The sequence below is a fragment of the Sphingomonas hankookensis genome (assembly GCF_028551275.1).
GTDB classification, from domain to species: Bacteria; Pseudomonadota; Alphaproteobacteria; order Sphingomonadales; family Sphingomonadaceae; genus Sphingomonas; species Sphingomonas hankookensis_A.
Window position 1 is genome coordinate 817016 of sequence record NZ_CP117025.1, and the last position, 24236, is coordinate 841251.

A 24236-nucleotide genomic window follows, 5' to 3' on the forward strand; every position below is an offset into this window, starting at 1 on the left:
ATAATGACGACCGACAAGACCACGATCATCCGCCGCCACACCGAGGCAGTCGCCCAGATGCTGGTTGGCAGCCGCGCGATGAAGCCCGGCGCGGCGATCCTCGCCGGCGAAATGGGCGGAGCCGAAGGGCGGCTGCGTATCGGTGCCATCGCGCACAGCAGCGGCAATGATCTGGTATATCTGGATTTTGCCGATGCCGAAGACGGCTACCAGTTGACCGGCATCTCGCTGTGCGCGGTACGTGACAGCATCTGCCACCTGCAGACCGACTGCCGCCTGTATCTGAGCCGCAATGGATCGCGGGCGATCATCCTGCCGCAGTCCGGCATCCGTAAGGCGTACCGGCTGGCGCCGGGCGAACTGATCCAGGTGGCCAACCAGCCGGCTGACCGTGACGAAGGCATCGCCCGCGCCGAGGCATGGCTCGCTAAGCTGGTCGCTCGCGGTGCGGCCTTCGCCGATTACGCCGCCGTCCGGACCCGGCCGCTGGCAGCCTGATCCAACCGGCTGACACGGTCGGTCGATCATCGCCTCGACCGATCATGACGGCTCAACATCCCGGTGAAAGAACCTCTCTACCTATAAAGCGGACGACCTCACAAATTCGGACAGTGGCCAATAAATATTTCATGCTTCTGTCCGAGAATGCTGAGCCGTCCGCTTTATAGAGTAAGGGAGGCCGTCATCTCAGCCGTCACGCCGACACCAACACCGGTTCAGCCGCCCGCCGATGTCTATTCGACTGCCGAGGTCAACGCGATGCTGGAGGCACTGACGACAACCGACCATCAGCGTCTGCTGCGGCGGTCGCGCTATCTGGCGCAGGGACATTACATACTTTCCGGTGACCTGCGGCAGGAGGCGTTCGTCCGGGCGCTCGACGGTCGTCGCCAATGTCGGCGCGGCTACGACATCGTGAACTTCCTGATTGGGATCATGCGCAGCCTGACCTCGCAGGAACGCGAAGCCGAACGCGACGGCCTGCACCCGGTCCCGCTCGACCTCGACGACGATACGCTGGCGATGGCCTCATTGGCGCCCAGCCCGGAGCAGGTCGGGCATGATGCGCTGCATTACCGGCGGACCCTCGCCGCGATCCAGCAGTCGATCGGGAACGACCCGCAGTTGGTCACCTTGCTGGATGCGGTGCTCGACGGCGAGAAGGGGATCGCCTTGCAGAACCGGCTGGGGCTCGATGCCAAGGGCCTAGCATCGTTGCGCAAGCAATTGCAGCGCAAGCTGGCGGCCGCCGCCAAGGACAGGAGCATACCATGACCACCGACGCGGACGAACTGATGCAGCTGCGACTGTTGGACGACTTCCTCGACGGTGAGGATGTCGAACCTGATCTGGCCGACCTGCAGGCGGAGATCGCGCAGGCACAGCTGGCGGTAAAGAAGGCGAACTTGCGCGCGATCCGCGCCAAACTCGATGCCGGAGCCGACGCTCGGGTCGTCCCGATCGATCGAGCGCGTCTGCGGGCACAATTGCAGCTAGCCATGTCGGGCGATGCCGACTTGCGCATGACGCTGGCTGCCCGCGGCAACGACGACCATGATATCGACGACCTGATTGACGACCTGGCCGAACTCGACCACGAAACAGGCGACCGCCCTGCGTGACGGACGCGGTTGATCCGCCCGCCGAGCGCCTGCTGCATGACCTCGGCATCACCGAACCGGGCGAGATCGATGTCGAGGTCATCGCCTGTGCCGTCGGTGCGGCCGTGCGCTATTGTCGCTTGGCCGTTGGCGATGCGCGGATCGTCGGCCTGGGCGACAGGGCGATCATCACGGTCGATGATCGGGCCAGCCGTGTCCGGCAGCGATTCTCCGTCGCGCATGAACTCGGTCATTGGCATCATCATCGCGGCCAACAGCTGATCTGCCGTGGCGCCGCCGAGCAACAAGACGGAGCGGCGGGCTGTGAACGTGAGGCGGACGGGTATGCTGCCGGCCTGCTCATGCCCCGCTTCATGCTGGAACCGCTCGTCGCTGGCGTCCCGATGTCATTCGATCTGATGCATCAGATCGCCGCCACGTTTGGCGTCAGCACAATGGCGGCTGCCTTGCGACTGGCCGACCTTCATCCTGCGGCATTCGCCCTTATCGTCGAGGAAGCGGACGGGCGTAGATGGTTCAGACGATCATCAAGCCTGAACCCTCGTTGGTTCGTCCGGTCTGCAGCATCAGACATGAGCGCAACGGCTGATCGATGTCGATTGCCCCGCGCGAATGTCGCGTTCGCTGCGCCAGCGCAGCAATGGTTCTTGGGCCAAGGTGTTAGAGACGCGGAAGCGATGTACGCCATCGACCGGGTGGCATGCGGCCGGGCAGTACACCTTGTTGTAGTGAAATAGTTTGACGGTGAGCTACGGAAGATACCTGGTGGAGAGCCGCCCGTCCGCTTTAGGGCGACGAGTCTAGCTAATCGCCCGTTCGTTCAAGCTGTGGCGGGCAGGGCCTAAGGCTGGGTCAGGCTGATTTTGAGCGTTCCGCCGATCGCCGGCCGATCGCGTCCCAGAAGGAGCTATTCATGACATTGGAATAATCGATCGGCAGCAGCTCCATCCAGCCGATGACCTGGAGGAGGGTAAGGAGGCCGAGCCCGATCGCGGAGCCGGCGAGTTGCTCGCCGAGCAGGTTCGTCTCGAACGCCGAGCTAAAGTAAAGCGCGGACTTGATGCCGTCGGCGCCCAGAACGGCGCTGGGCGTGAACAGGAGGTCGGGGCCAAGGATTAGCAGGTCGGGTGAGCAGCCCCCATCGGGTGGTCCGGGTTATTAGTTAGTGCATTGTCGTCTCCGCCGCCATTGCCGGTCGTAGGTGGAGCGAAGCGGAACCGGAGGCCGGCAATGGCGGTGTCGCCGCTTGTGGTGCGGGCGGCCGATAGCCCAGGCTGCTGTGCGGCCGGACGGTGTTGTAGTGACGGCGCCACGCCTCGATCAGTACCCTTGCTTCAGCGAGGCTGTAGAAGATCTCGCCGTTGAGCAGCTCATCGCGCAGCGAGCCGTTGAAGCTCTCGTTGTAGCCATTCTCCCACGGCGAACCCGGCACGATGTACAGCGTCTTCACGCCAACCTGCCCGAGCCATTTCTGAACCGCGGTAGCGATGAACTCGCTGCCGTAGCACATTGGGAAGCGCTGGTTCGGGAGCCGCTATGGCCCTGATGAAGACAAGGCCGCGTAGCGGCCGCAGACTTCATCAGGGCAAGCCATGGCCGGTCAGCAGGTATCTAAAGTGAGGTTGTCGAGACAACACTTTGGAGGCCGACCGACCATGACCAAGCTCACCTCTACGCCTGCCGGCGCCGTGCTGGTAGCCATCGACATGTCCAAGAGCCGACAGGAGGTTCTCATCGAGCGACCGGAAGGCGGCCGGCGCCGGCGGATGACCGTCATGGCGACCAGGCAGGACTATGACGGCTTTGCCGAGCAACTCGCTGCTATCGGGCGCCCTATCATCGTCGGGTTCGAGGCGACGGGTAATTACCATCGTACGCTGGCGCACCGGCTGCTGACGGCAGGGTTCGAGCTGCGCCTCATCTCGTCGGTCGCGCTCGCCAGAACGCGCGAGGCGCTGCACAACGGCTGGGACAAGAACGACTCCAAGGACGCGCAGGTCATCCTGCACATGCTGCGGATCGGTGCGACGCAGCGCTACGTCGACCCGCTGGTGGCCGGAATCAACGACCTGCAGGAGCTCTCGAAGACTCACGAGACGATCTCAAGGATGAAGACGCAGACCTGGCATCGGATCCTGACCCACTACCTGCCGCTGTACTTCCCCGAGATCGCCCGCTTCGCAGGCAACAGCCGGTCCGACTGGTTCCTGGCGCTCATCGAGCGGTTTCCGACGCCGGCCACCATCACGGCGCTGGACCGCGAGGCGTTCTCGGCCGCGGCATGGCCGCTCATCGGCCGCAAGGTCTCCAAGGCACGCCTCATCAACGACATCTACGAGACGGCGTCCGCCTCGACGGCACTGCCGGTGCCGGAGAACTCAGCCGCCATCACCATGTTCCGCATGGTCATCGCGCAGGGCCGCAGCCTCATCCACCAGCGAGACGAGATCGAGCGGCTGGCCCATGCGCGGCTCGCCGATGACGTCGACTACCAGCTGCTGCGCAACATTCCGGGCATCGGTCCGATCAACGCGCTGACCATCCTGGCCGAGGCCGGTGATCTGCGGCGCTTCAACCATCATCGTCAGTTCCTGAAGTTCTGCGGTCTCGATCTCGCAACGTGTCAGTCAGGCACGTTCCGTGGCCGCACGAAGCTGTCCAAGTACGGCAATGCGCGCCTGCGCCGGACCTTCTGGATGGCTGCCCAGGTCGCCGCGCGTCAGCGCGACAACAGCTTCCGCGACAAGCTCGGACGATATGTCGCCGGGCACGCGGACGATGCCGACCGTCGCCGCAAGGCGATGACGGCGCTCACCGCCAAGATGGCGCGCGTGGCTCACGCCGTCATCAAGACGGGGACAGAGTACCGGCCGTTCCTCGAACGGTCGGATGCCAGGTGGAAGGACCCCTCTCTGCAAGTGCCGTGAGGGCGCTCGTCGAGCGACCCTGTAGATAATGTTCGGGCCTTCCACCTGGGTGCGTATCTCGTTTTAAGGATGGTGAGGACCACGGCCGCCTCGGCGCTGCTGGATCCTGTGTTTGCTATGGCAGGGAGCGATCCCGTTGACGGTGGGAGCCATCTGGCTCAGATTGCATGCCGCGCCGACGGTTGTCGGCGCATGGATATCTGCTGGCCAAAACCCGCCGCTGCTTCCCGACATAGGACGTTATCTGATCTGATATGCGCGGGCGGACCCCTCGCGATGAACAGGTCGGCAAGCGCTGCCAGCACGTCTTCGTGTCGAAGCTGGCGCGCGACGACCAGTGCCAGGCATTCCCTGCTGGCCTCATCGATGATGGTCAGTATCCGGAACTTGCGCCCGTCATGCGTCCGCGCTTCGACGAAGTCATACGCCCACACATGCCCCGGATACTCCGGTCGCAGCCGGATGCACGAGCCGTCGTTCAACCATAGCCGGCCACGTTTAGGTTGCTTCTGCGGCACCTTGAGGCCTTCGCGCCGCCAGATCCGCTCCACCCGTTTATGGTTCACCGACCAGCCCGCCGCATGCAGCAGTGCGGTTACCCGGCGGTAGCCGTAGCGCCCGTACTGCCTGGCCAGCGCGACGATGTCGTCGGTCAGCACCTCTTCGTCATCTGCCCCGCACGGCACCTTGCGCTGTGTCGACCGGTGCTGCCCCAGCACGCGGCACACGCGCCGCTCGGATACGTACAGCACCTCTCGCACCTGGTCGATGCAGCGTCGGCGTCGCGCGGGGCTCAGAAGTTTCCCCGCGCCGCCTCCTGTAGAATCAACTTGTCCAGTGTCAGGTCGGAGATCGCACGCCGCAGCCGCAGGTTCTCCTTCTCCAGATCTTTCATCCGACGCGCCTGATCCGTCTTCAAGCCGCCGTACTCCTTGCGCCAGCGGTAGTAAGTCTGCTCGCTGACCGCGATCCGCCGGCATGCCTCAGCGGTCGTCCCGCCCTGGCCCAGCATGATCTCGACCTCACGCAGCTTCCCGATGATCTCCTCAGGCTTGTGCTTCTTGGCAGGCATGCGTCGTCCCTTCCTTGATCCAGACTGTCATAGTCGATGGACCACTCAGAAGGGGGCAGCTCACGGGCGCGTGATCGCCGCCTATCTGCAGACGGGTCGGATCGAATGCGGGATTGGCGAGAGTGGCGTTGCGCGCGAAGACGACGCCGAACAACTCGTTCTTGAGCTCTGGATAATAAGCCGGCCAGTCTCGACGCTTGGGTTCGGTGAAACGCAGCTGCTTGCGATACTCGAGGTTGGGATTGGCCGTGCGCTTCGCACCGAGCCGCTTGGCGGCGCGTACCTGCTCCACCGCCTTGGCCAGCGTCTGCGATGCGCCTAATGTGGCGCCCAGCGACAGGCCGTGCTTGCACTCGATATAGGCATAGGCGGCCTCCACCGGGACCTGCTCCTTAATCGCATAATTGGGCGCGATCGAGGAGCGAAGCGTCGGATATGACAGGCGATCGTAGATGACTAGATCATCGCCCGCCTCTTGTCCGTCGAAGGTGACGATCGAACCTCGGCAGACACCATAGCGCGCGGGCAGGATATCTGTAAGCACCTCGCAGAGGGCGACCTCATATTCGTCGCCGAGATCGAAATTATACTGGGCTTCGATGAGCGAGAGGCGGGCAGCGACACGCCGGCTAAGCTTTCCGGCAAAGTCCTTGTAGGGTTGAGCGACGGATAGCGACATGGAGGGGACGGGTCCTTGAGGAGCGTCAGACGCGCGAGGTGATGCGCGCTGCGGTGCGGATGTCGGCGATCGTGGTGCCGAGCGCCTGAAGGTTCTGGCGCATGTCGTTAAAGACTGGCTTCTCGCCCTCGGGATCGCTGATCGTGAGGATGGCGGTGAAGGGCACGCCGCCCTCCGGCATCACCTCACCGGCGCGGGTGAGATAATCAACGAACAACCGCCAGTTCGACGAGGGTCCGACGCCGCGCGGGAAAGTCTTCTCATGTACCTTTACCGGGCTCCATTTAAGGTCATGCTCGATGAGTTCGGCCTCGACCGAAGGCGCGCGTGACGAGGGCAGGTAGAGCGGCTCAAGGCGGCCCTTCCACTTGCCGTCTTTCTGTTCTTGCTGGAGCGTCGCGTTGACGTTGATCCGGACGAATTCGGCGCCGAAGCGCGGATCAAGGGGCGGCGTCGAGACGAGGGTGAGGCGCGCGCGGCCGCGGCAGGTGCCGCCGTCGCCGACCAGCGAGGCGGGCCAGGGGAAGCGGAAATTGATCTGCTGCCCCTGCTGGATGCGCGATGCGAAGACGAGCGTGATCGCATGATCGCCGCTCTCCATGATGCGGTCGGCGGACGGCGGCATGCCGAAGCCGACGAGATGACGCGCGACCGGTGCCAGCACTTTGTGGCGCAGCGGCTCGGGCAGTTGCGCGTGATGGACGAGGAGCCCGATTAAGGTCTCGCGCGACACCTCGCCTTCGATTGCATGGTCGAGCGCGGCCGCGGTCTTAGCGATGAGCGGCGCGGCGTAGCTCGTACCGCAATCATCGACGACGGTGCCATCGGGAAGGATGGAGAACAGTCCGTGGCCTACGGTGGGATGGACGGTGCCCGACCCACCAACATGGGCGAGGTCGGGCTTGACCCCGGCCCGCAGGCCCGGACCACGGCGGCTGTAGCGGGCTGGTGCATGCGCAACGCAGCCGTCATGGCCGATCGGGTTAAGCGCGGCGACCGCGACGTTGCGCGCGCTTTCCGCCGGCATCAGCAGCCCGTCATTGCGGGCGACCGCGAGGCCCGAGAGCGCGGTCGCCGGGTCGCTCACCCATTCGGCACGCGCGTCCTGCGGGCGGGTGTTGCCCGCCGACATGAAGATCACCGCATTGTTGTCTTCGGCGATGCGATCAAGCCGTACCGCATAGGGGCTGTAGGCCTCAGGCGCCGCCGGCTGCATGATGTTGAGGCTCATGTTGAAGACGCGCACGCCGTGCCGCGCACGGGCGTCGGCGACCGCCGCGTCCATCTCGTCAAAAAATTGGGTGAGGCCGCCCGAATAATAAGTCTCGAAGACGCCCTCGGTCTCTTCCGGGTAGATCGCGATGTCGACCAGCTCTGCGCCATCGGCCTCGGGGCAGTTCTGGACGCCGTTGAGGCTGCCGCCGGCAACCGCGAGACCGCCGATGAAGGTGCCATGCTCCTGGTCGACATTCTCGTCGGCAAGAACGCCCCAGCGGTCGATGATCCAGTCGCCGAGAGCGTCGCTGACACCGCCGTCGATGATGCCGATGCGGGGATGGGTGCGCGCGGTGTCGCGTACCGGCAGGGTTAGCGTGCGAGGCCGGGCCTGGCCTCGCTCGTTGCTCGGCGCGGAGCGGGTGACGATGCCAGGCAAGCCGATCCGGCGAACTAGGGGATGTCTTTCGAGGAAAGAGAGGAGGCGAAAATGGCGCTCGCGATCCGGGCTGAACGGCGCCAAGTCCTTGCGGCGTTCTGCCGCGCCACCATCGACCATCAGCAGCACCGCGCCGTCCGCGCCTTCGTCGACTCGTACCGAGACCAAAGGCTGGTGGCGGCGCAGATGGGCGACGCGTTCAACCGAGACGCCGAAGCCCAGTGCATTGAAGCCGGCGAGGAAGGATTCGACGAGCTGGCGATGGGCGGCGTCGAGGCGATCCCAGTCACCGCGCGGCGGCACCCCGTCGAAGAGTTCAACCTGATAGCCGCTGCCCGTCATCGGATTGGACAACCAACTGATCGCTTCGTCGATCGAGAAGGACCGGCGGTCGGCCGGGCCATAGAGTTCGATGCGCTCGATCGCGCCGGTCTCGCTCTTGCGCCCGGACGGGTTGGGTACGTCCTTTTCCTTCTCCTTGTCCCACTTCATCTCGGTGATGGTCTCGGCGCGGCCGATTTCGGCGGCGATCTGGGCGAGCGCGGTCGGGCGGGCCTCGACGATCATGACGCCGAGATCGCCACCGCCGACCACCGGTGCCCGGTCTTCGCGGAACAGCGATTGCATCGGGCGGTGGCTCTTAGCCCAGGCTTCGCGTCGCAGGATCACCTTGACGAAGCCGACTGGACCCGCCGCCTGGGCTGCGAGCGTCGCCGAGATGGTGCCGAGCTGGCCGATCAGCGCGGTGCGGTGGGCCAGAAACTCGCGATCGCGGTGAGCAAAGAAGTCCTTCCGCCCGCCGCCGCCAGCCTTTTCACGCGCTTCCTCATAATTCTCAGTATTGAGGACGATCTGAACCGGACCCGCCATGGCTTAGCTCTCTTCCTCGGCCTTGACCGCCTTGCCGAGCTGGCGGCTGACGGTCGATTTATCCTTGCCGGTAATCTCGGCGATGTCGGTCATCGAGAAGCCAAGCTCGGCATCGTCGCGCATCGCGCGGAACAGCCGGCTAGGCTCGGAGAAGAGCAATGCGCGCCGCTCGCTTTGCACGCGCGCGGCATTGAGCGTGGCGAACTGGCGCAGGGTGTTCAGCAGGTCGAGCCGCTCGGTCGTGCGCACCGCCATCGCCTTCTTGTATGTGCGCACCAATGATTCAATTTCGGCGCCGGTCGCGCCCTCGGTAAACCAGGCGATCAGCTGGAGATGGCTGTCGGGAGCCTCAATTGGCGGCATGAACTGCGTCGCGATCGCCTTGCGCATCGCAAAGTCAGGGCGCGGGATCTCGAGCTGCACCTCAAAGCGCCGCCAGACGGCGGGGTCGAGCAACTTGGGATGATTTGTGATCCCAATGGTGAAACCGACATCTCGGCGCGAGTCGAGGTTTTGAAGGAGGGCGTTCACCACCCTCTTAATCTCACCAACCTCCTGCGGGTCGTCGCGCACCTTGGCGATCGCATCGAACTCGTCGAGCAGCAGCACGCAGCGGTAGCGATTAGCGAAGGTAAACAGGTTGCCAATGTTGCGCGCTGTGGTGCCGAGGAACGAGGAGACGAGGCCGTCAAGGCGGACGAGCACCACCGGCAGGTCGAGCTTGTGCGCCATCCACTGGGCGAGGCGGGTCTTGCCGGTCCCTGGCGCGCCATAGATCAGGCAGGTCTTCGCCGGCGCGATCTCCAGTTCGCTTAAGGCCTCGAAATGCGCCCATTCGTCGACGATCGTGGCCACGGCTTGAGTGACGATCGGGTTGAACAGGGGCGGACGCCCCTGGATTTGCGCCGGAAAGATGATCTCGGCAAGCGCGGCTGCGGTCTCGCGATCGACCGGGACTGGCGTATTCGGCCCAAGCGTCTCTCCGGCGAACTGCGCCTTCGATCGCTCGATCCGGCTCGGCGCAACCTCGGTCGCGCGCTGTGAGGTCGCGAGGATGCCAGCAAGGGACGACGCCTGCTTGTCTTCACCTCCCTTCGCAAGCGCATCTCGCAGGCGCTCGACCTGCTTGCGCACGGCGGGTGATGGGTCCGCCATCGCGGATCGACACAAAGCTTGAATTATCGAAAAATGCTCCACCGCACCTAAATCCCGAATGATGCATCGCACCTGTTATTTGTTGCATATGTCACGAGGAGATGTGCAGCGCAAGGCCGTCATGGTGCACTTATTAGCCAATCCGTTGCACAGTAGCGGTTCGTTGGTGCATTGGGCTAGCCTGATGATGTAAGGCCTCGCCCGACAGCGCGTGTCCGTCAGAAGCGTGTCATACGTCGGGTCGTTCTGGACGCACGGGGGCTGCTGGAGCGATTTCGCGTAGCCAAAAAATGTGCGCGAGAGCTGATCCGCGCGAATGACGAGTTGCGCCGTCTGCTCATCTGCTCTCGATTCGCGGCAAAGGGAGGGCATAGCCGTGCCAGCCGCCACGGGTGTGTGCAGTCGCCGCCAAACGGTTCACTTCAACCTGCTTCGCAGCGTCGCTGGCCCCAGGCCCGCCACAGCGCAGGTAACTAGACGTGAGGGCATCTTGGCCTAATCCCGGCCCGCATTAAGAGCAGCTCTTTGCGGTTAGCTACAGAAGCCGGTCAGTCGCCTAACGAGCAATGCCAGCCGTGGGGCAAAACCTGAATCAACGGCCCATTTCGGGATGCGCTCGGGCCGTCGTGAACGTCGCGTTCTGGGTCGCCAAGACGGAAGTTAGAGTGGCAGCTCCCGACCAACATACGCCGTTTGTCGATCGGGCGTAGAACGGCAGCTTCCGCCACAACCTTCCATTCGCCCAGTGGAAAGCCGTCCAGCAGTTAAGCGCCCAAATCTCGGTCGTTCACGCTAGCCTTGTCGGCGGCCGGAACGCTGCCACTCGCCCAAACCTCGCAGCAATCAATCGGGGATGCACTTACGGGCCGGGGATATGTTGAAGCCTTCGGGTGTCGGCTTGTATGCGTCCGTAGCGCGAGACCAGTTCTTTTCGCGGCTCTGTTGCCGGCGTAACCGGGTCGGCTCAATCTCAACTACGACCAATTGGTCATTTTCCCCTCCCCGGACGCGGCACACGTCACGATGGAACGATTTCTTGGCCGGCCGGCGCAGCCGGCTATCGCCGTAGCGCCGGTTGTTAACCAACGCCATATAGGCATGAACATCGAGCGCAGCTGCATCGATCAATGCGGAGAAGCTTTCCAGGTCTTTGTTCCACGAGAGTGTTATCAGGCAATCAACCTGGCCTTGGAATTCCATCCGATACTTTATGTTCTGAAGTTCACTACACACAAGGACGCCAAAAAAGAGACCGTTGTGCTGGTACACCCGCTTTAGATCATTTTCATCGGCCCAGCTCAGCCCGTAACTGGTATGCAGCAACTCGTCCTCTCCCGGTGCCGGCTTACACTTGCGTTGTCGAACTTGGATCGACGACGCGTAGCCTAAGCGATCATCGGTCAGCACAAGCACAGCTGAGCTGTAGATCTGTTTTTTGTCGGGGTGACGCGTGTAATCGACCCCAGCGATCAGGCTGATTCCACTGGCACGCAATCTTCCAGCAATGGTGTTGATCCAGCGCTCGGGCACCGACAGTTCTGGGAGGAGTAGATAATCTGGTTTCGGTTTAGCGTGGATCGCAGCGTTCACGATGTCCGCTAGCTGCCAATATCGACGCGGCGACAAGTCGGGGTTTCCCGCCGCTCCTTCTTCCCAGCTTTTGTCTTTCACTTCGAAGCTGCTCAGCCCTAGCCTTACGGCTCGGCCCAGTCCTGAGCGCCTCACAACGATCGGCGGGGGACGATCGTTGCTGTTGGCTACAACTGCGGACGGGCGCGTCCTCTCGTCGTCATCCTTGTCTCCGACGTCAGGCGTCTCGGGTTCCAGCTCTTCCGCTAGATCGCCGCGCACCCAAATTCCGCGAACCGCGCGCGTGTAATCAGCCCACGTATGGGCGGCAGCGACAGGTTCGTCGAATACGCACTCATCGGGCAAGTAGAGCGCAATCTCCTCCGGCGTGTATGGCCGTGTTGGGAATAGGAATGGCAAGATCGACCGCCGCACGAGATCGCCCGCCGCCGGAATGGCGAGCAGCGCCACACGACGCGGCGGTGGTCCGCTGGCGTTCAGTTCAGTGCGTTCCAGAAACTGGCGAAGGCAATCAACGTGCTGGTAGCGACCCGCCAACAGCGCCTCGTTAGGTTGCTCTGCCGGCTGCGCCACCGCGTCGGTGCGCAGGTGCTCGCGATAGGGTGTCCTAGCCCAGTCCGCCTCGCGCGCCTGTCGCGCCAACTTCGTCAGCTCGACCACGGTAAGCCCTAAGTCCTTAATTAGACCTGCGAATGCTCGCGCTCGTGACGGCGTGGAGGAGATTGGATACGCGCGGATCAACGCTTCCCGGAAAAAACGCCTGACCTGCTCGCGAGTGTCGTTCCAGACTTCCGGTGGGACGGAGCCGGCATAGATCCCGTTGATCTGCATCCGTGTTGTCCGAGTCGAATCCTCCAGCTTGAAGATGGCGGAAATAGTCTCCCGATACACCCGTCTCGCAGGTATCCAGTCGCCAAGCGACACCGCAAACGACAACAAGCGTGGTAAGTGGTCGATCTGCTCCAAGACCTTGTCAGCGCGGATGACGTGTTCGTGAGCGAACTCATAGAAATCGTCGCGTTGCGGTCTCCAGTCCTGCGGTCGAAGGTCTCGCGCCAGCGTGTTTACTGCGCGTAACAACACTGACCATCCGAGTCGGCGCAGCGTTAACCCGTCCGCCCGCCGCAGACTGTCGGCGTCATCAGCCGAGTCGGTTGCGGCCAGCGCCCGCGCAGCATGCGATTTCTCGATATGCTCAGGCTGCGGCATCGTCCTCCGCTCGCTCGACACCTCTCGGATTTGCGAGGCGATATGATCGAGCAAATCGGCACCCGACCGACCGCTTAGGAAGAACGTCTTTTGTTTTGCAGCCTGTAATGTCAGCTGGGTTCTGCCACCCCATTCCGGCAGCGTCAGGCTGACGTTTCCGGAAGAGTCGCGGCGAAACGCGGGGACCCGCTGCGTAATAAAGGTCCAGAGGTCGCTTGGCGAGTTGATGTCATCGCTATCGTGGAGAACTAGGAACAAGTCATCGACGTAGCGAGCATAGTAGATTGGGCTTAACTGTCGCTCGACCTGCCGATCCAAAAACGCGAGCAGCACATTCGAAATCACCCGGACGACCGACAGGCCGATAGGAATGCCGCCGTGTTGCCTGGCATCGATGGGGCATCCAAGTGCGGACAGTCTCTCGCGGCAGCGCGCCGACCATTCGCTCAGCGCCGCGCTAATGAGCTGGCTGAACGCCAATTCAAACGGGGTTAGCTCAACACCCAAATACTCTAGAAATCGCGCATCGACGAGGAAGCTGGGGTCTATGCTGTGATAAAAATTGCCAACGTCGAGAGTCATCGCGATAATCGGCTGCTCCCGCTTGATAGCGTCGCGCATGGCATCAAGGCCGTCGTCGCGCCATTTGCGGTAAGGCTCGAAATAGGGCTCGAATGAACCTAAAGACTCTAGGTGATAGTCGCCGACCCACTTGCGGTCCTTGTCCGCTCGATAGCGCCGGACACGCGAAGCGAGCGCGCGAGATGACAGGCACGCGTCGAACTTATGGCCGACCAAGTTGACCCACAGCGCCGATAAAACATGGGCCTCTACGCTGAAATCGCCGATTAGCCGGAATTCAGGGATCGGTGTTCGCTGGTCGGTAGACCGCCGGAAGGCCCGTTCCGCGTCCGAGAAAAAGGCGTGCGCCATCGACGCGCCGCCGTCTTGCTTCTCGGGCGGCTGCTGTTCGAAATTTAGCCGCTTGGGGAAGATGATTGGCTGCTTGATGCCTTCGGTCAGTATGGCGGCGGCTTCGCCTGCTTGTAGTCGCACCAGCAATGCCGCGAGCTTATCAGGCAGCGACTGTTCGTAAGCGATGAACGGCTCTGCTACTCTGATGGAGGACTCATAAAAGCAGTCGACCTTGGCCTTTCGATACGCGAAGAACAGATCGGTGAGTGACAGGTCGCTCCAATCACTAAAATCTATCCCTGCCACGTCGCCTCCGCTTCACTGACGATCACGTCAACAACGTTGATGTCATCTATTAGGCCTTACCGTATCCGAAAATCTCGCGTTCGGACAAGCTCTGCGAGAGCTCGACGTAATGTGTCCGCATTCGCCCCAGCAATGCCGAGAGCAGACGGGTCGCTAACGGCCCAGCCTCTGTCGCTCTCCGATAGCTGGTCGGCGCAGTGCTGGACGTCGGCTTCTGGCAGGACCTGCCATTCGGCACATCATGTCGGAACGGCAGAAAAGTCCCACATGTCACCGTTTAGCCAGGACCAGCCGGAGCTGACGGGTGCGTTCTGCTAAGATGAATGAACGGCCGAAGTTGGGAAGCGGGAAAGGCGGTCTGAATGACCGGTTGTGGATCATTCTCACCTAGATAAAGTCGTGCCGTTGAGACGTCGTACGCGGGTGCGAGCGGAACCAATTTTTTGGCTGGCTGAGTTGACGCTTGGAATCTTCGGATTCGCCATCGCTAGCGGATGGCAGGCGAAAGCGATCACGAACAACGAGAGGTAGCGAACGTCGAAGCGCAGCTTCGATGCTGCCTCGACATGCCGCCTTCGTCTGGGCAACCCGCCGTCACCCGGCGGGAATGCATGCTCGTGCTCGACGCGCTCGCCGGCGAGTTCGATTCACTATTCGAACACAGATAGGGACAGGAAAATTGGCAAAAGCCAACCGCAGCCGGACCAGGGCTTTCACGTATATGCGCTTGTCGGTCGACAAGGAGGGCGGTGCGCCTCAGAGCATCGATGCCCAGCGCAGTGCCATTCTCGCCTACGCGGCCAAGCATGGACATTATGATCGTTGAGGAGTTTGCCGACGCCGGCTTCAGCGGTCAGACCGACAAGCGCCCCGAATTTCAGCGGCTGGTGCAAAAAGCTACCGCGGCCGATCATCCGGTCGATCTGGTCCTGATGTTCATGTTCAGCCGTATGGCCAGAAACATGCGACTGTTCTTCGACGTGGTGGGCAAGCTGGACGACGCAGGCGTCGAGGTTCGGTCGATCACCGAAGATTTCGGCCAAGGCCGTGGCCAGCGGATCGGGCGGACGATCACGGCGATGATGAACGAGGAGCAGGCGCGCGATGCGGCAATCCTCACCCGGAAGAGCCGCAGGGAGAATGCGCGGCAGGGCTTCTACAATGGGGGACCGGTGCCGTTTGGCTACCAAACCTATGTCGCCCGGCAGGACGGCGAGAAGGAACGGCGAAAGCTGGCGATCGTCGAAGCCGAAGCGGCGATCGTACGCCAAATCTTCGACTGGGCCGACATCGGACGCGGCGGACGCTGGATCGTCAAGCAGTTGAACGACGCGGGGCGCACTCTCCGCGGTGCGAGGTTCGCCAACAGCAACGTCGCCGGCATTCTAGCTCGCGAGGTCTATACCGGCGTCTATCACGATCGTACCGCCGACGACGATGGTGTTACCCCGGATATGGAAGACGCCATCGCGATTACCTGTCCATCGATCATTGCTCGGGATCAGTTCGATCGCGTGGCCGCCATGCGGGCAACGCGCAATCCTAGGCGGATGGCACCGCATGTCGCCGCCGGTACCACGCTACTGACCGGGGTCGTCCGCTGCGGTATGCCCGGCTGTTCGAGCGGCATGACGATCCGCACGGGGAAAGGTGGTCGCTATACCTACTACGTCTGCAACGACCGGGTGAACCGTAGCGGCACCTGCGCCTGTCCGAGCATCCGGCGCGAAAAGCTGGACAGCTTGGTTCTGGATGCGATCGAGGCAAGGTTGCTGGCGCGAGATCGGTTGCGCACATTGCTCGCTGGCGTTCTCGATGTCTCACAAAGTCGACAGGCGGAACGTGAGGCGGACCTTACCCGAAGCCGTTCGGAGCGGACCCGGCTCAACACTGCGATCAGTAATCTGCTGATCCTGATCGAAGAAGGGACGATGAGCGCGAGAGACCCGGCGTTTGTCGACCGCATGGCGACCAACCGGGCGGCACTGGCGGCGGTATCAAGCCGGATCGATGTGCTGGAAGCGCAACTGGCGAAGGGCAAGCGCAGGATTGACGAGCAAACGATCGACCGTTTCGGCGACATGCTTCGCAAGAAAATGCGAAGCGACGACAGCACGCTCCGTTCGTCCTACCTCAAAATGTTCGTCTCGAACGTCAGCGTGTCGGATCACGAGGTCGTTATCTCGGGCCCCGTGTCGAACTTGGAAAATGGCGTTTCTGTCGGACTTCCCGTCAAAGAGGGCGCGGTGCCCATCTTTGACCGGGAGTGGTGCCGCTTACAGGACTCGAACCTGTGACCCCCGCATTACGAATGCGATGCTCTACCAACTGAGCTAAAGCGGCCCGGGACGCAATGCCGTCCGGAGGCGGGCGCTTACCAGCGGGTGGGGCGGGTGGCAAGGGGAATTGCGTTTCGCGGCATTAGCTGCGGATTTTACCGGACGTTTACCCTGTAGCGTCCACAACCCGCGCTCATCGGGCAGAGCGCCCATGGGGACGGATTATGGACATCGTGCGCGGACCGAACGAGCAGCCGGGCGACGACGATCGCGAAGGCGTGGGCGGCGACGTCCTGGTCGTGGGCACCGACGAGCGCCGGATGCATGTCCGCGCCTATAACCACTGGGTGTCGCTGCTGGGCGGGCGGCCCTGTCCGTTGATCGACGCGCTCGATCCGGCGGGAATCGCCGATTTCGGGCCGAACAGCGTGCTGCTCGACTTTACCGATGGCCATGACGACGGCGTCATCCGGTTCCTGGGCCATGCGTTGCGTGACGAAAGCGGTACCGATTCGTCGATCGTCCGGCTGAGCCAGGTGCCGCCGCGCTCGCTGCTGTCGCGGCTGACCGATCATTACATGCAGATCATCGCGAATCGCGCGCCGATCGGGTTCGAGGCCGAGTTCGTCGGCCATCGCGGCTTTCCGATGCTCTATCGCGGTATTCTGATGCCGTTTTCGTCGGACGGCGACACGATCGACTATCTCTATGGCGTCATCAACTGGAAGGAAGTGGTCGACACCGCCACCCAGTCGGCGCTGGCCGCCGAACTGGCCGAATCGCGCCGCGCCGCGCCCCGCCGTCCGATCCCGGCGGCGGCATGGGCCGATGGGCCGAGCGCTGCGCTCGGCGAACCGGCGGCCACCCCTTCGCTGACCGAACGGCTGGTCGAGGCGCGCCGCCTGGCCGACGCCGCTCGCGGCACGGCGGAAACCTCGGCGGCATCGATCGCCGCCTTGGCCGGTGCCTATGATTTCCTGCTGGCGACCGAACGCGATTCGGTGGGTTATGCCGCGATGCTGGTGGGGGCCGGCCTGACCGTCGATCCGCGCGCGCCGGTCGAGGCGCTGGTGCGGCTGGTGTTCGGCGATACGGCGGAAGCGCATGCCCGTACGCTCGCCCGCGCGCACCGCGCCGGGGTGGGCGAGGGCGAACTGGGCGACTGGATCGAACGGACCGCCGGGCGGCCGGCAGCGGCAACCCCGGCGATGGTGGTGCCGATGGCGCCGGGCGACGACGCCTATGTGCTGCTGCTGGGCCGCGCGGTCGATGCCGGATCGGTCGAAATCCTGGGGCGCGTCGATGCCGGTCCGGGGGAGATCGATGCGGCGCGACGGCAGTTGGGCGCCTGATATCGACCGGGCATGCTCGTAATATAATTACCGCACTGCGACATTTTGTTCGCAACTGCCACAAGGGTTGAGCCTGTCGGCGAGGCAGCGCATAGCCCGCGCATGACACCGCAAAGCAAGCTCGCCCGCCCCCTGGAAACGCTGCTGGTCGACAGCGCCCTTCCCGGTGAAATCGAAGGTCTGGACGCCGCGGCCCGTGCCGACGCGGCGCAGTTCGTGGCGGCGACCGCCGCCCACCGTTCGCCCGGCACGGTCAGCGTCGCGCTGGAAACGCTGACCCGGGGCGAGGCGCGGCGGATGCGCCTTGCGGTCATCAACGACGACATGCCGTTCCTGGTCGATTCGATCGCCAGCACGATCGTCGCCCACGACATCGCGATCGACCGCATCCTGCATCCGGTGATCGCCGTCACCCGCGACGCGGCGGGTACGCTGACCGGTCTGGACGGCGAAGGTCGCCGCGAATCGATGATCTATATCGAGATGGAACGGGCCGAGGCGCGCGTCCGGCACGCGCTGGTCGCCGAGATCGAGCGCAATCTGGAGCATGTCCGCGCCGCCGTGGCCGATTGGCGCGCGATGCAGGCGGCGATGCAGGCCGATGCCGCGCGGCTGACCGCGAATGCCGATACTGCCGAGGATGCCGCGCTGCTGGGCTGGTTCGTCGCGGGCAACCTGACGCAGCTGGCGCATGAACGCTGGTCGCGCGACGGGGTGGTGAGCGACCGGCTGGGCCTGTCGCGTGCCCGGCTGGAGGTGCCGCTGCTCGCCGATGCGTCGCGTCAGCGCGCGATCGAATGGTTCGATGCCGGCAATGTCCAGCCGCTGCTGCTGAAGTCCAACTGCATCTCGACCGTCCATCGCCGCGCGCCGATCGACCTCGTGCTGGTGCCGATCCGCGAGGGCGACCAGGTGACCGGCGTGTCGATCCATGGGGGGCTGTGGACCAGCGCCGCGTTGCAGGCCGATCCCGCCGAGGTGCCGGTGCTGCGCCGTAATCTGGCCGAGCTGCGGGCCAAGTTCGGCTTCGACCCGTCGGGCCATGCCGGCAAGGCGCTGAACCACGCCATTTCGACGCTGCCCCACGACCTGACCACCGCGTTCAATCCCGAATCGCTCGAACAGCTGGCGCTGACCGCCATGTCGGTTGCGGATCGTCCGCGTTCGCGGCTGGTGCTGATCAAGTCGGCGCTGGGGCGGCATCTGTTCGCCTTTGTCTGGCTGGGTCGCGACGACGTGACGACACAGCGTCGCCTGTCGATCGGCGACATGCTGGCGCAGGCGGCGAACGCGTCGATCCTCAACTGGTCGATCGCGATGGAGGATGGCGAGGCGGCGCTGATCCGCTACGTCCTCGACCTCAGGCAGGACGGGCGGATGCCCGATACCGCCGATCTCGACCGGCGGATCGAACGCATGGTACGCGGCTGGCGCCCGGCGGTCGAGGGGGCGCTGAGCGAAATGGTGCCCGAAGGAGCGACCCGGATGGCGCTGCGCTTCGCCAATGCCTTTCCGGCCAATTATCGCAATTCGAACCTGCCCGACGAAGCGGCCCGCGATATCGTGCGCGTCGCGGCGCTGACCGACGCCACGTCGCGCTCGGTTCGCATCCTGTCGGCGCCGGGCGAGCGGATGCGGATCAAGGTGTATCGCCGCGGCGGCGCGCTGCCGTTGTCGGATGCGGTGCCGGTGTTCGAAAATTTTGGCTTCCGCGTGATCGAGGAATTGCCGACCCGGCTGGAGGATGAGGAGAAGAGCTTCATCCATGACTTCGAGGTCGAGGTGGCGTCGGGCGCCGCGCCGAAATTCGACGTGGCGGTGGTCGAGCGAGCGATCGAGGCGGTGCTGGAAAACCGTGCCGAAAACGACGCGTTCAACCGGCTGACGGTCGAGGCAGGAATCGCGCCGGCCGCCGTCGTCCTGCTGCGCGCCTGGTTCCGCTATCTGCGCCAGACCGGGGTCAGCTACAGCCTTGCCACCGTGGTCGACGCGCTGCGCCGGGCGCCGGGTGTCGCCACCGCGCTGATCGAACGGTTCAATGCCGCGCACGACCCGTCGCGCAGCGACCGCGAGGCGGGCGTGACCGCTGCCGATACCGCGATCGAGGCGGGGCTGGACGCGGTCTCGGCGATCGACGACGACCGCATCCTGCGCAGCTATCGCGGGGTCGTCGCCGCGACGCTGCGCACCAACGCCTTTGCGCCCGCCGCCAACGAGGCGCTGGTGTTCAAGCTGGACAGCGCGAAGGTGCCGAATCTGCCCAAGCCGCTGCCGTGGCGCGAGGTGTTCGTCTATTCGCCTCGGGTCGAGGGCATCCATCTGCGCGCCGGTCCGGTGGCGCGCGGCGGCCTGCGCTGGTCGGACCGGCGCGACGATTTCCGCACCGAAATCCTGGGGCTGATGAAGGCGCAGCGCGTCAAGAATGCGGTGATCGTGCCGACCGGGGCCAAGGGCGGCTTCTACCCCAAGCAGCTGCCCGCGCCGTCGAACCGCGATGCGTGGATCGCGGAAGGGACGGAGAGCTACCGCATCTTCATCCGGTCGCTGCTGTCGATCACCGACAATATCGTCGAGGGCAAGGTCGTCCATCCCGATAGCGTCGTCATCCATGACGGCGAAGACCCCTATTTCGTGGTCGCCGCCGACAAGGGAACCGCGACGTTCAGCGACGTCGCCAATGCCCTCGCGCTGGAGCGGAAGTTCTGGCTGGGCGATGCGTTCGCAAGCGGTGGCAGCGTCGGGTACGACCACAAGGCGATGGGCATCACCGCCAAGGGCGCGTGGATTTCGGTGCAGCGCCACTTCCTCGAACTGGGCGTCGACGTGCAGACGCAGCCGATCGACGTGATCGGGTGCGGCGACATGTCGGGCGACGTGTTCGGCAACGGCATGCTGCTGTCGAAGGCGATCCGGCTGAAGGCGGCGTTCGACCATCGCCACATCTTCCTCGACCCCGCGCCCGACGCGGCGGCGAGCTGGACCGAGCGCGACCGGCTGTTCCAGCTGCCGCGCTCCAGCTGGGCCGATTACGACCCGACGCTGATTTCGGAGGGCGGCGGCGTATTCCCGCGTACCGCCAAGACGATCCCGCTGAGCGATGCGGTCCGCGCGATGCTCGGCGTCGCTGAGCGCGAAATGGAGCCGACCGCGCTCATTTCCGCGATCCTGCGCGCGCCCGTCGACCTGATCTGGTTCGGCGGCATCGGCACCTATGTGAAGGACCGCAGCGAGAGCCATCTCGACGTCGGCGATCCGGCCAACGACCGTATCCGCGTCGATGCCCAGACGCTGCGCGCCAAGGCAATCGGCGAGGGCGCGAACCTGGGCGTCACCCAGGCCGCGCGCATCGCGTTCAGCGCCCATGGCGGGCGGATCAACACCGACTTCATCGACAATTCGGCCGGCGTCGATTGTTCGGACAACGAGGTGAACATCAAGATCGCGCTGAACCGCGAAGTGATCGAAGGGCGCCTTGCGCAGGACGATCGCAACGCGCTGCTGGCGCGGATGACCGATGACGTCGCGCATCTGGTGCTGGAGGACAACCGGCTCCAGACGCTGGCGCTGTCGGTCATGGAGAATGACGGCCCCGTCGCGGTCCCGAGCTATGTCCGCGTGATCGAGATGCTGGAGGCCGCCGGCAAGCTCGACCGCGTGGTCGAGGGCCTGAGCGCCAACGACGATTATGTCCGCCGTGCGCAGGACGGGCGGGGCCTCACCCGCCCCGAACTGGCGGTACTGCTCGCCAGCGTGAAGCTGGCCCTGCAGGAGGCGATCGAGCACGCTCCCCTAGCGACCGATCCGGATATGGCAGGCGATCTGCTCGCCGCCTTCCCGAAGGAAATGCAGGAAACCCGCAAACAGGCGATCCTCGACCACCGTCTGCGCGGGGAAATCGTCGCGACCAAGCTCGCCAACCGCATCGTCAACCGGCTGGGTGTGCTGCACGTCTTCGAACTGGCGGAGGAAGAGGGCGAGGCGCTGGCCGATATCGCGGCGATGTTCGTCGCCGCCGAACGACTGTTCGACATCGACGCGCTCTACGACCGGATCGAGGGTGCCGATATTTCGGAGCGGGCGCGCATCGCGCTGCTCGACGAGGTGGCGGTCGGCGTGCGTTCGCAGATCGCCGACCTGCTGCGCGCCTTCCCGGCGGGCACCACCCCGGCCCATGCCGTCGCGCACCTGCAAAAGGGCGTGGCGAGCCTTGCCGGACAGACCAGCTCGCTGCTCCGCGCCGAGGCGGCACAACAGCGCGACCGGATCGCCGGCGTGTTGCAGGATGCCGGCGCGCCGCAGGAACTGGCCGGACAGGTCGTGCGGCTGTTCGAACTGGACGGGGCGGTCGGCCTTGCCGATCTCGGCCGCCGGTTGAAGCTGGACGAGACGCGGCTGACGCTGGCCTTCACCCATCTCGGCTTCGCGCTGGGGCTGGACTGGGCTCAGGCGGTGGCGGCACGTATCCAGACCGGTGACCCGTGGGAGCGGCTGCTGATCGCCGGCCTGGCGCGCGATTTCCAGCAGCTGCGCTTCGACTTCCTCAATCGCAATGCCGGCAAGGACCCGCAGGCGGCGGTCGAGAAGTGGCTCGAGGCCAATCGCGACCGCGTCGCGCAATTCGCGGCACTGGTGCATCGTGCGCGGCAGGCCCCGGTGGCAGGTGCGGCGATGCTCGCACAGATCGCGGGACAGGCGCGGGTGTTGCTGGCGCGGTAGTCGCTCCCCGCTCACGCGACGTATCCCCGCGCAGGCGGGGACCCAGGGTGAGTGTCGCTGACGTCGGCCATTGGCGCCCTGGACCCCCGCCTGCGCGGGGGTACGGATTGGGCGGCAGGCAAAGCCCCTACGTCACCCCAGCGCAGGCTGGGGTCTCCTGCGGCGAGGTGCGCGCTTCGTTACCGGGAGATCCCAGCCTGCGCTGGGATGACGTTTGTGGTGAGCAGGCAGGGGCGGCGCTACACCAACCCCGCCCCCTCCAGCCGCACCACCGGCAGCATCGCGCCCGCCGGTGCCGGTGGCAGGGTCAGCGTCAGCCCCTCAACCGTCCGCTGCATCGTCACGCTCCCCCCGCCGAGCAACGTCGCCCGCTCGATCCGCCCCGCCGCGCGCGTGCCCAGCGCCGCGATCGTCGCCGGCCCCTCCGGCCAGCCCAGAAAGATCGCGTTCAGCCCGCCGCCGCCCGCTGTAAACCGCACGTCGCGCGCGCCCAGCTTGTCGACCTGCCCTTCGTTGAACATCCCGCCGGCCAGGTCGGTCGGCCCCTGGCCGAACGTCCGCCACGGCCGCGTGCCATAGATCGCCGACCCGTTGACGCGCAGCCAAGCGCCGATCTGGTCGACGATGCGCTCCTCTTCGCTATCGATCGATCCGTCGCCGCGTACCGGCACCGACAGCAGCAGATTGCCGTTCTTCGACACGATATCGGCCAGCCGCTGCAGCACCGCCCGCGCGGGCACATAGGATTTCTCGTCGAAGCGGCGGCGGTTGTAATGCCATTCGCCGATGCAGGTGCAGGTCTGCCACGGCTCTGCGCGCAACCGGTCGGAAAAGCCGCGCTCGATATCCTCGACCAGTGCCTGGCGCTGGAACGCGGTCAGTTGCTTGGCGGTGAGCACCACGTCGGCACGCCCGGACCGCTTGGCGGCGTGGTTGTAGAAATGGGCGATCGCCTCCAACCCGACCGGGCCGAACGGCACCCCGAAATCGTCGAAATAGACGAGATCGGGGTCGTAGCGCTCGACCAGCGCCTTCTGCCGCGCCAGCCAGTTGGCAACGAAGCGTGGATTGGCGGCGGGTGCGAATTCCATCCACCGCCCGCTGGTCGCGCCGGCCCATGCGTCCATCTGCGCCCTGGTGGTAAAGCCGTCGGGCGCGGCCAGCGTTTCGCCGGTGTACAGCTCCTGCGGGTCCAGCCCGTCCCACCATTTGCCGGCACCGTCCGCCTTGGTCAGCCGCGCGGCGTCATAACGCTGCCCGGCACGCGGCCCTTCGGGATCGTAATTATACGCGACCTGATACCAGTGCCACGCATGGCTCGCATGGTTGCTCACCCCGAAGCGCAGCCCTTCCGCCCGCGCCGCGTCGCGCCAGCCGGCGATGATGTCGCGCTTCGGGCCGACGCGGGTGCTGTTCCACGCATGCGGGCTGTCGAACAGGTCGAAATTGTCGTGGTGGACTGCCATGCCGACGAAATATTTCGCCCCCGCCGCCTTGTAGCGTTTGACCAGCGCCGCCGGGTCCCAACGCTCGGCACGCCACCTGCCGATAATGTCCATGAAGCCGGTATCGGCGGGATGGCCATAGCGCTGGACATGCAGGTCGTACGGCCCACGCCCCTGTTCGTACATCTGCCGCGCATACCAGTCGCCGGCCTCGGGCACGCATTGCGGCCCCCAATGCGCCCAGATGCCGAACTTCGCATCGCGGAACCAGTCGGGCACCGCATAGCCATCGGCGAGCGACGACCAGTTGGGTGCCAGCGGCGCAGCCCGTGCCGCGACCGGCCCGGCGGCGGCAAGGGCGGCGGTGCCGCGCAGGAATTGGCGTCGTTCCATGGACATCCCTCCCGAATGGCGGCCGGTCGTTCCGGTCCGCGGTCGCCACGCA

General features: G+C 64.5%; 12 protein-coding genes, 1 tRNA gene and 3 pseudogenes. 8 read left to right on the forward strand and 8 right to left on the reverse strand.

Features of this window, described 5'->3' with window-relative positions:
• Nucleotides 1-3: 3 nt before the first annotated feature.
• From PPZ50_RS04000 to PPZ50_RS04015, 4 genes are all read left to right on the forward strand, one after another.
• The gene (locus tag PPZ50_RS04000) at nt 4-498 is read left to right on the forward strand and encodes a hypothetical protein (protein WP_066689515.1); all 495 of its coding nucleotides are present in this window, start codon (nt 4-6) and stop codon (nt 496-498) included.
• A gap of 147 nt (nt 499-645) precedes the next feature.
• Entirely contained in the window at nt 646-1275 is a 630-nt protein-coding gene (locus PPZ50_RS04005) for a hypothetical protein (RefSeq protein WP_157092702.1), read from the forward strand.
• Nucleotides 1272-1622 (forward strand): hypothetical protein, encoded by a 351-nt coding sequence (locus PPZ50_RS04010; protein WP_066689513.1) that lies wholly within the window; start codon nt 1272-1274, stop codon nt 1620-1622. The genes PPZ50_RS04005 and PPZ50_RS04010 overlap by 4 nt, the downstream gene beginning before the upstream one ends.
• Complete coding sequence (locus PPZ50_RS04015) at nt 1619-2359, forward strand: ImmA/IrrE family metallo-endopeptidase (protein ID WP_066689512.1); 741 nt, start codon at nt 1619-1621, stop codon at nt 2357-2359. The genes PPZ50_RS04010 and PPZ50_RS04015 overlap by 4 nt, the downstream gene beginning before the upstream one ends.
• 425 nt (nt 2360-2784) lie before the next feature.
• Here the strand turns inward: PPZ50_RS04015 and PPZ50_RS04020 are convergent.
• Nucleotides 2785-3123 (reverse strand): annotated as a pseudogene (locus tag PPZ50_RS04020) (integrase core domain-containing protein); the annotation flags it as partial.
• Nucleotides 3124-3277: 154 nt separating this feature from the next.
• On the opposite strand from PPZ50_RS04020, the pseudogene PPZ50_RS04025 reads away from it, so the two are divergent.
• Nucleotides 3278-4574 (forward strand): annotated as a pseudogene (locus PPZ50_RS04025) (IS110 family transposase).
• A gap of 214 nt (nt 4575-4788) precedes the next feature.
• On the opposite strand, the pseudogene PPZ50_RS04030 reads toward PPZ50_RS04025, so the two are convergent.
• The 5 genes and pseudogenes from PPZ50_RS04030 to PPZ50_RS04050 all read right to left on the reverse strand — a co-directional run.
• A pseudogene (locus PPZ50_RS04030) lies at nt 4789-5621 on the reverse strand (IS3-like element ISGbe1 family transposase); the annotation flags it as partial.
• Nucleotides 5596-6300 carry a DUF6602 domain-containing protein gene (locus PPZ50_RS04035; protein ID WP_272815715.1) on the reverse strand — a complete coding sequence of 235 codons (705 nt, stop codon included), beginning with the start codon at nt 6298-6300 and terminating at the stop codon, nt 5596-5598. The gene PPZ50_RS04035 and the pseudogene PPZ50_RS04030, both read right to left, overlap by 26 nt.
• A gap of 25 nt (nt 6301-6325) precedes the next feature.
• Nucleotides 6326-8824 (reverse strand): S8 family peptidase, encoded by a 2499-nt coding sequence (locus PPZ50_RS04040; RefSeq protein ID WP_066688970.1) that lies wholly within the window; start codon nt 8822-8824, stop codon nt 6326-6328.
• 3 nt (nt 8825-8827) lie between these two features.
• Nucleotides 8828-9958: an AAA family ATPase gene (locus PPZ50_RS04045; RefSeq protein ID WP_232307878.1), complete on the reverse strand. Its 1131-nt coding sequence runs from the start codon at nt 9956-9958 to the stop codon at nt 8828-8830.
• 864 nt (nt 9959-10822) lie between these two features.
• The gene (locus PPZ50_RS04050) at nt 10823-13999 is read right to left on the reverse strand and encodes a hypothetical protein (protein ID WP_066688963.1); all 3177 of its coding nucleotides are present in this window, start codon (nt 13997-13999) and stop codon (nt 10823-10825) included.
• An 806-nt stretch (nt 14000-14805) separates the two neighbouring features.
• Between PPZ50_RS04050 and PPZ50_RS04055 the strand changes: the two genes are divergently transcribed.
• Nucleotides 14806-16296 carry a recombinase family protein gene (locus tag PPZ50_RS04055; protein ID WP_272815716.1) on the forward strand — a complete coding sequence of 497 codons (1491 nt, stop codon included), beginning with the start codon at nt 14806-14808 and terminating at the stop codon, nt 16294-16296.
• Here the strand turns inward: PPZ50_RS04055 and PPZ50_RS04060 are convergent.
• Nucleotides 16267-16342, reverse strand: a tRNA-Thr gene (locus tag PPZ50_RS04060). The two genes, PPZ50_RS04055 and PPZ50_RS04060, sit on opposite strands and share 30 nt — an antisense overlap.
• Nucleotides 16343-16502: 160 nt before the next feature.
• Here PPZ50_RS04060 and PPZ50_RS04065 point away from each other — a divergent pair.
• Both PPZ50_RS04065 and PPZ50_RS04070 read left to right on the forward strand, forming a co-directional pair.
• Nucleotides 16503-17630, forward strand: a complete 1128-nt coding sequence (locus tag PPZ50_RS04065; RefSeq protein WP_066688959.1) for a PAS domain-containing protein — start codon at nt 16503-16505, stop codon at nt 17628-17630.
• A gap of 102 nt (nt 17631-17732) precedes the next feature.
• A complete protein-coding gene (locus PPZ50_RS04070) occupies nt 17733-22346 on the forward strand; it encodes an NAD-glutamate dehydrogenase (protein WP_272815717.1) in 4614 nt (1537 codons plus the stop codon).
• A gap of 239 nt (nt 22347-22585) precedes the next feature.
• Here PPZ50_RS04070 and PPZ50_RS04075 read toward each other — a convergent pair whose 3' ends face one another.
• Nucleotides 22586-24190 (reverse strand): alpha-L-fucosidase, encoded by a 1605-nt coding sequence (locus PPZ50_RS04075; protein ID WP_066688957.1) that lies wholly within the window; start codon nt 24188-24190, stop codon nt 22586-22588.
• Nucleotides 24191-24236: the final 46 nt, after the last annotated feature.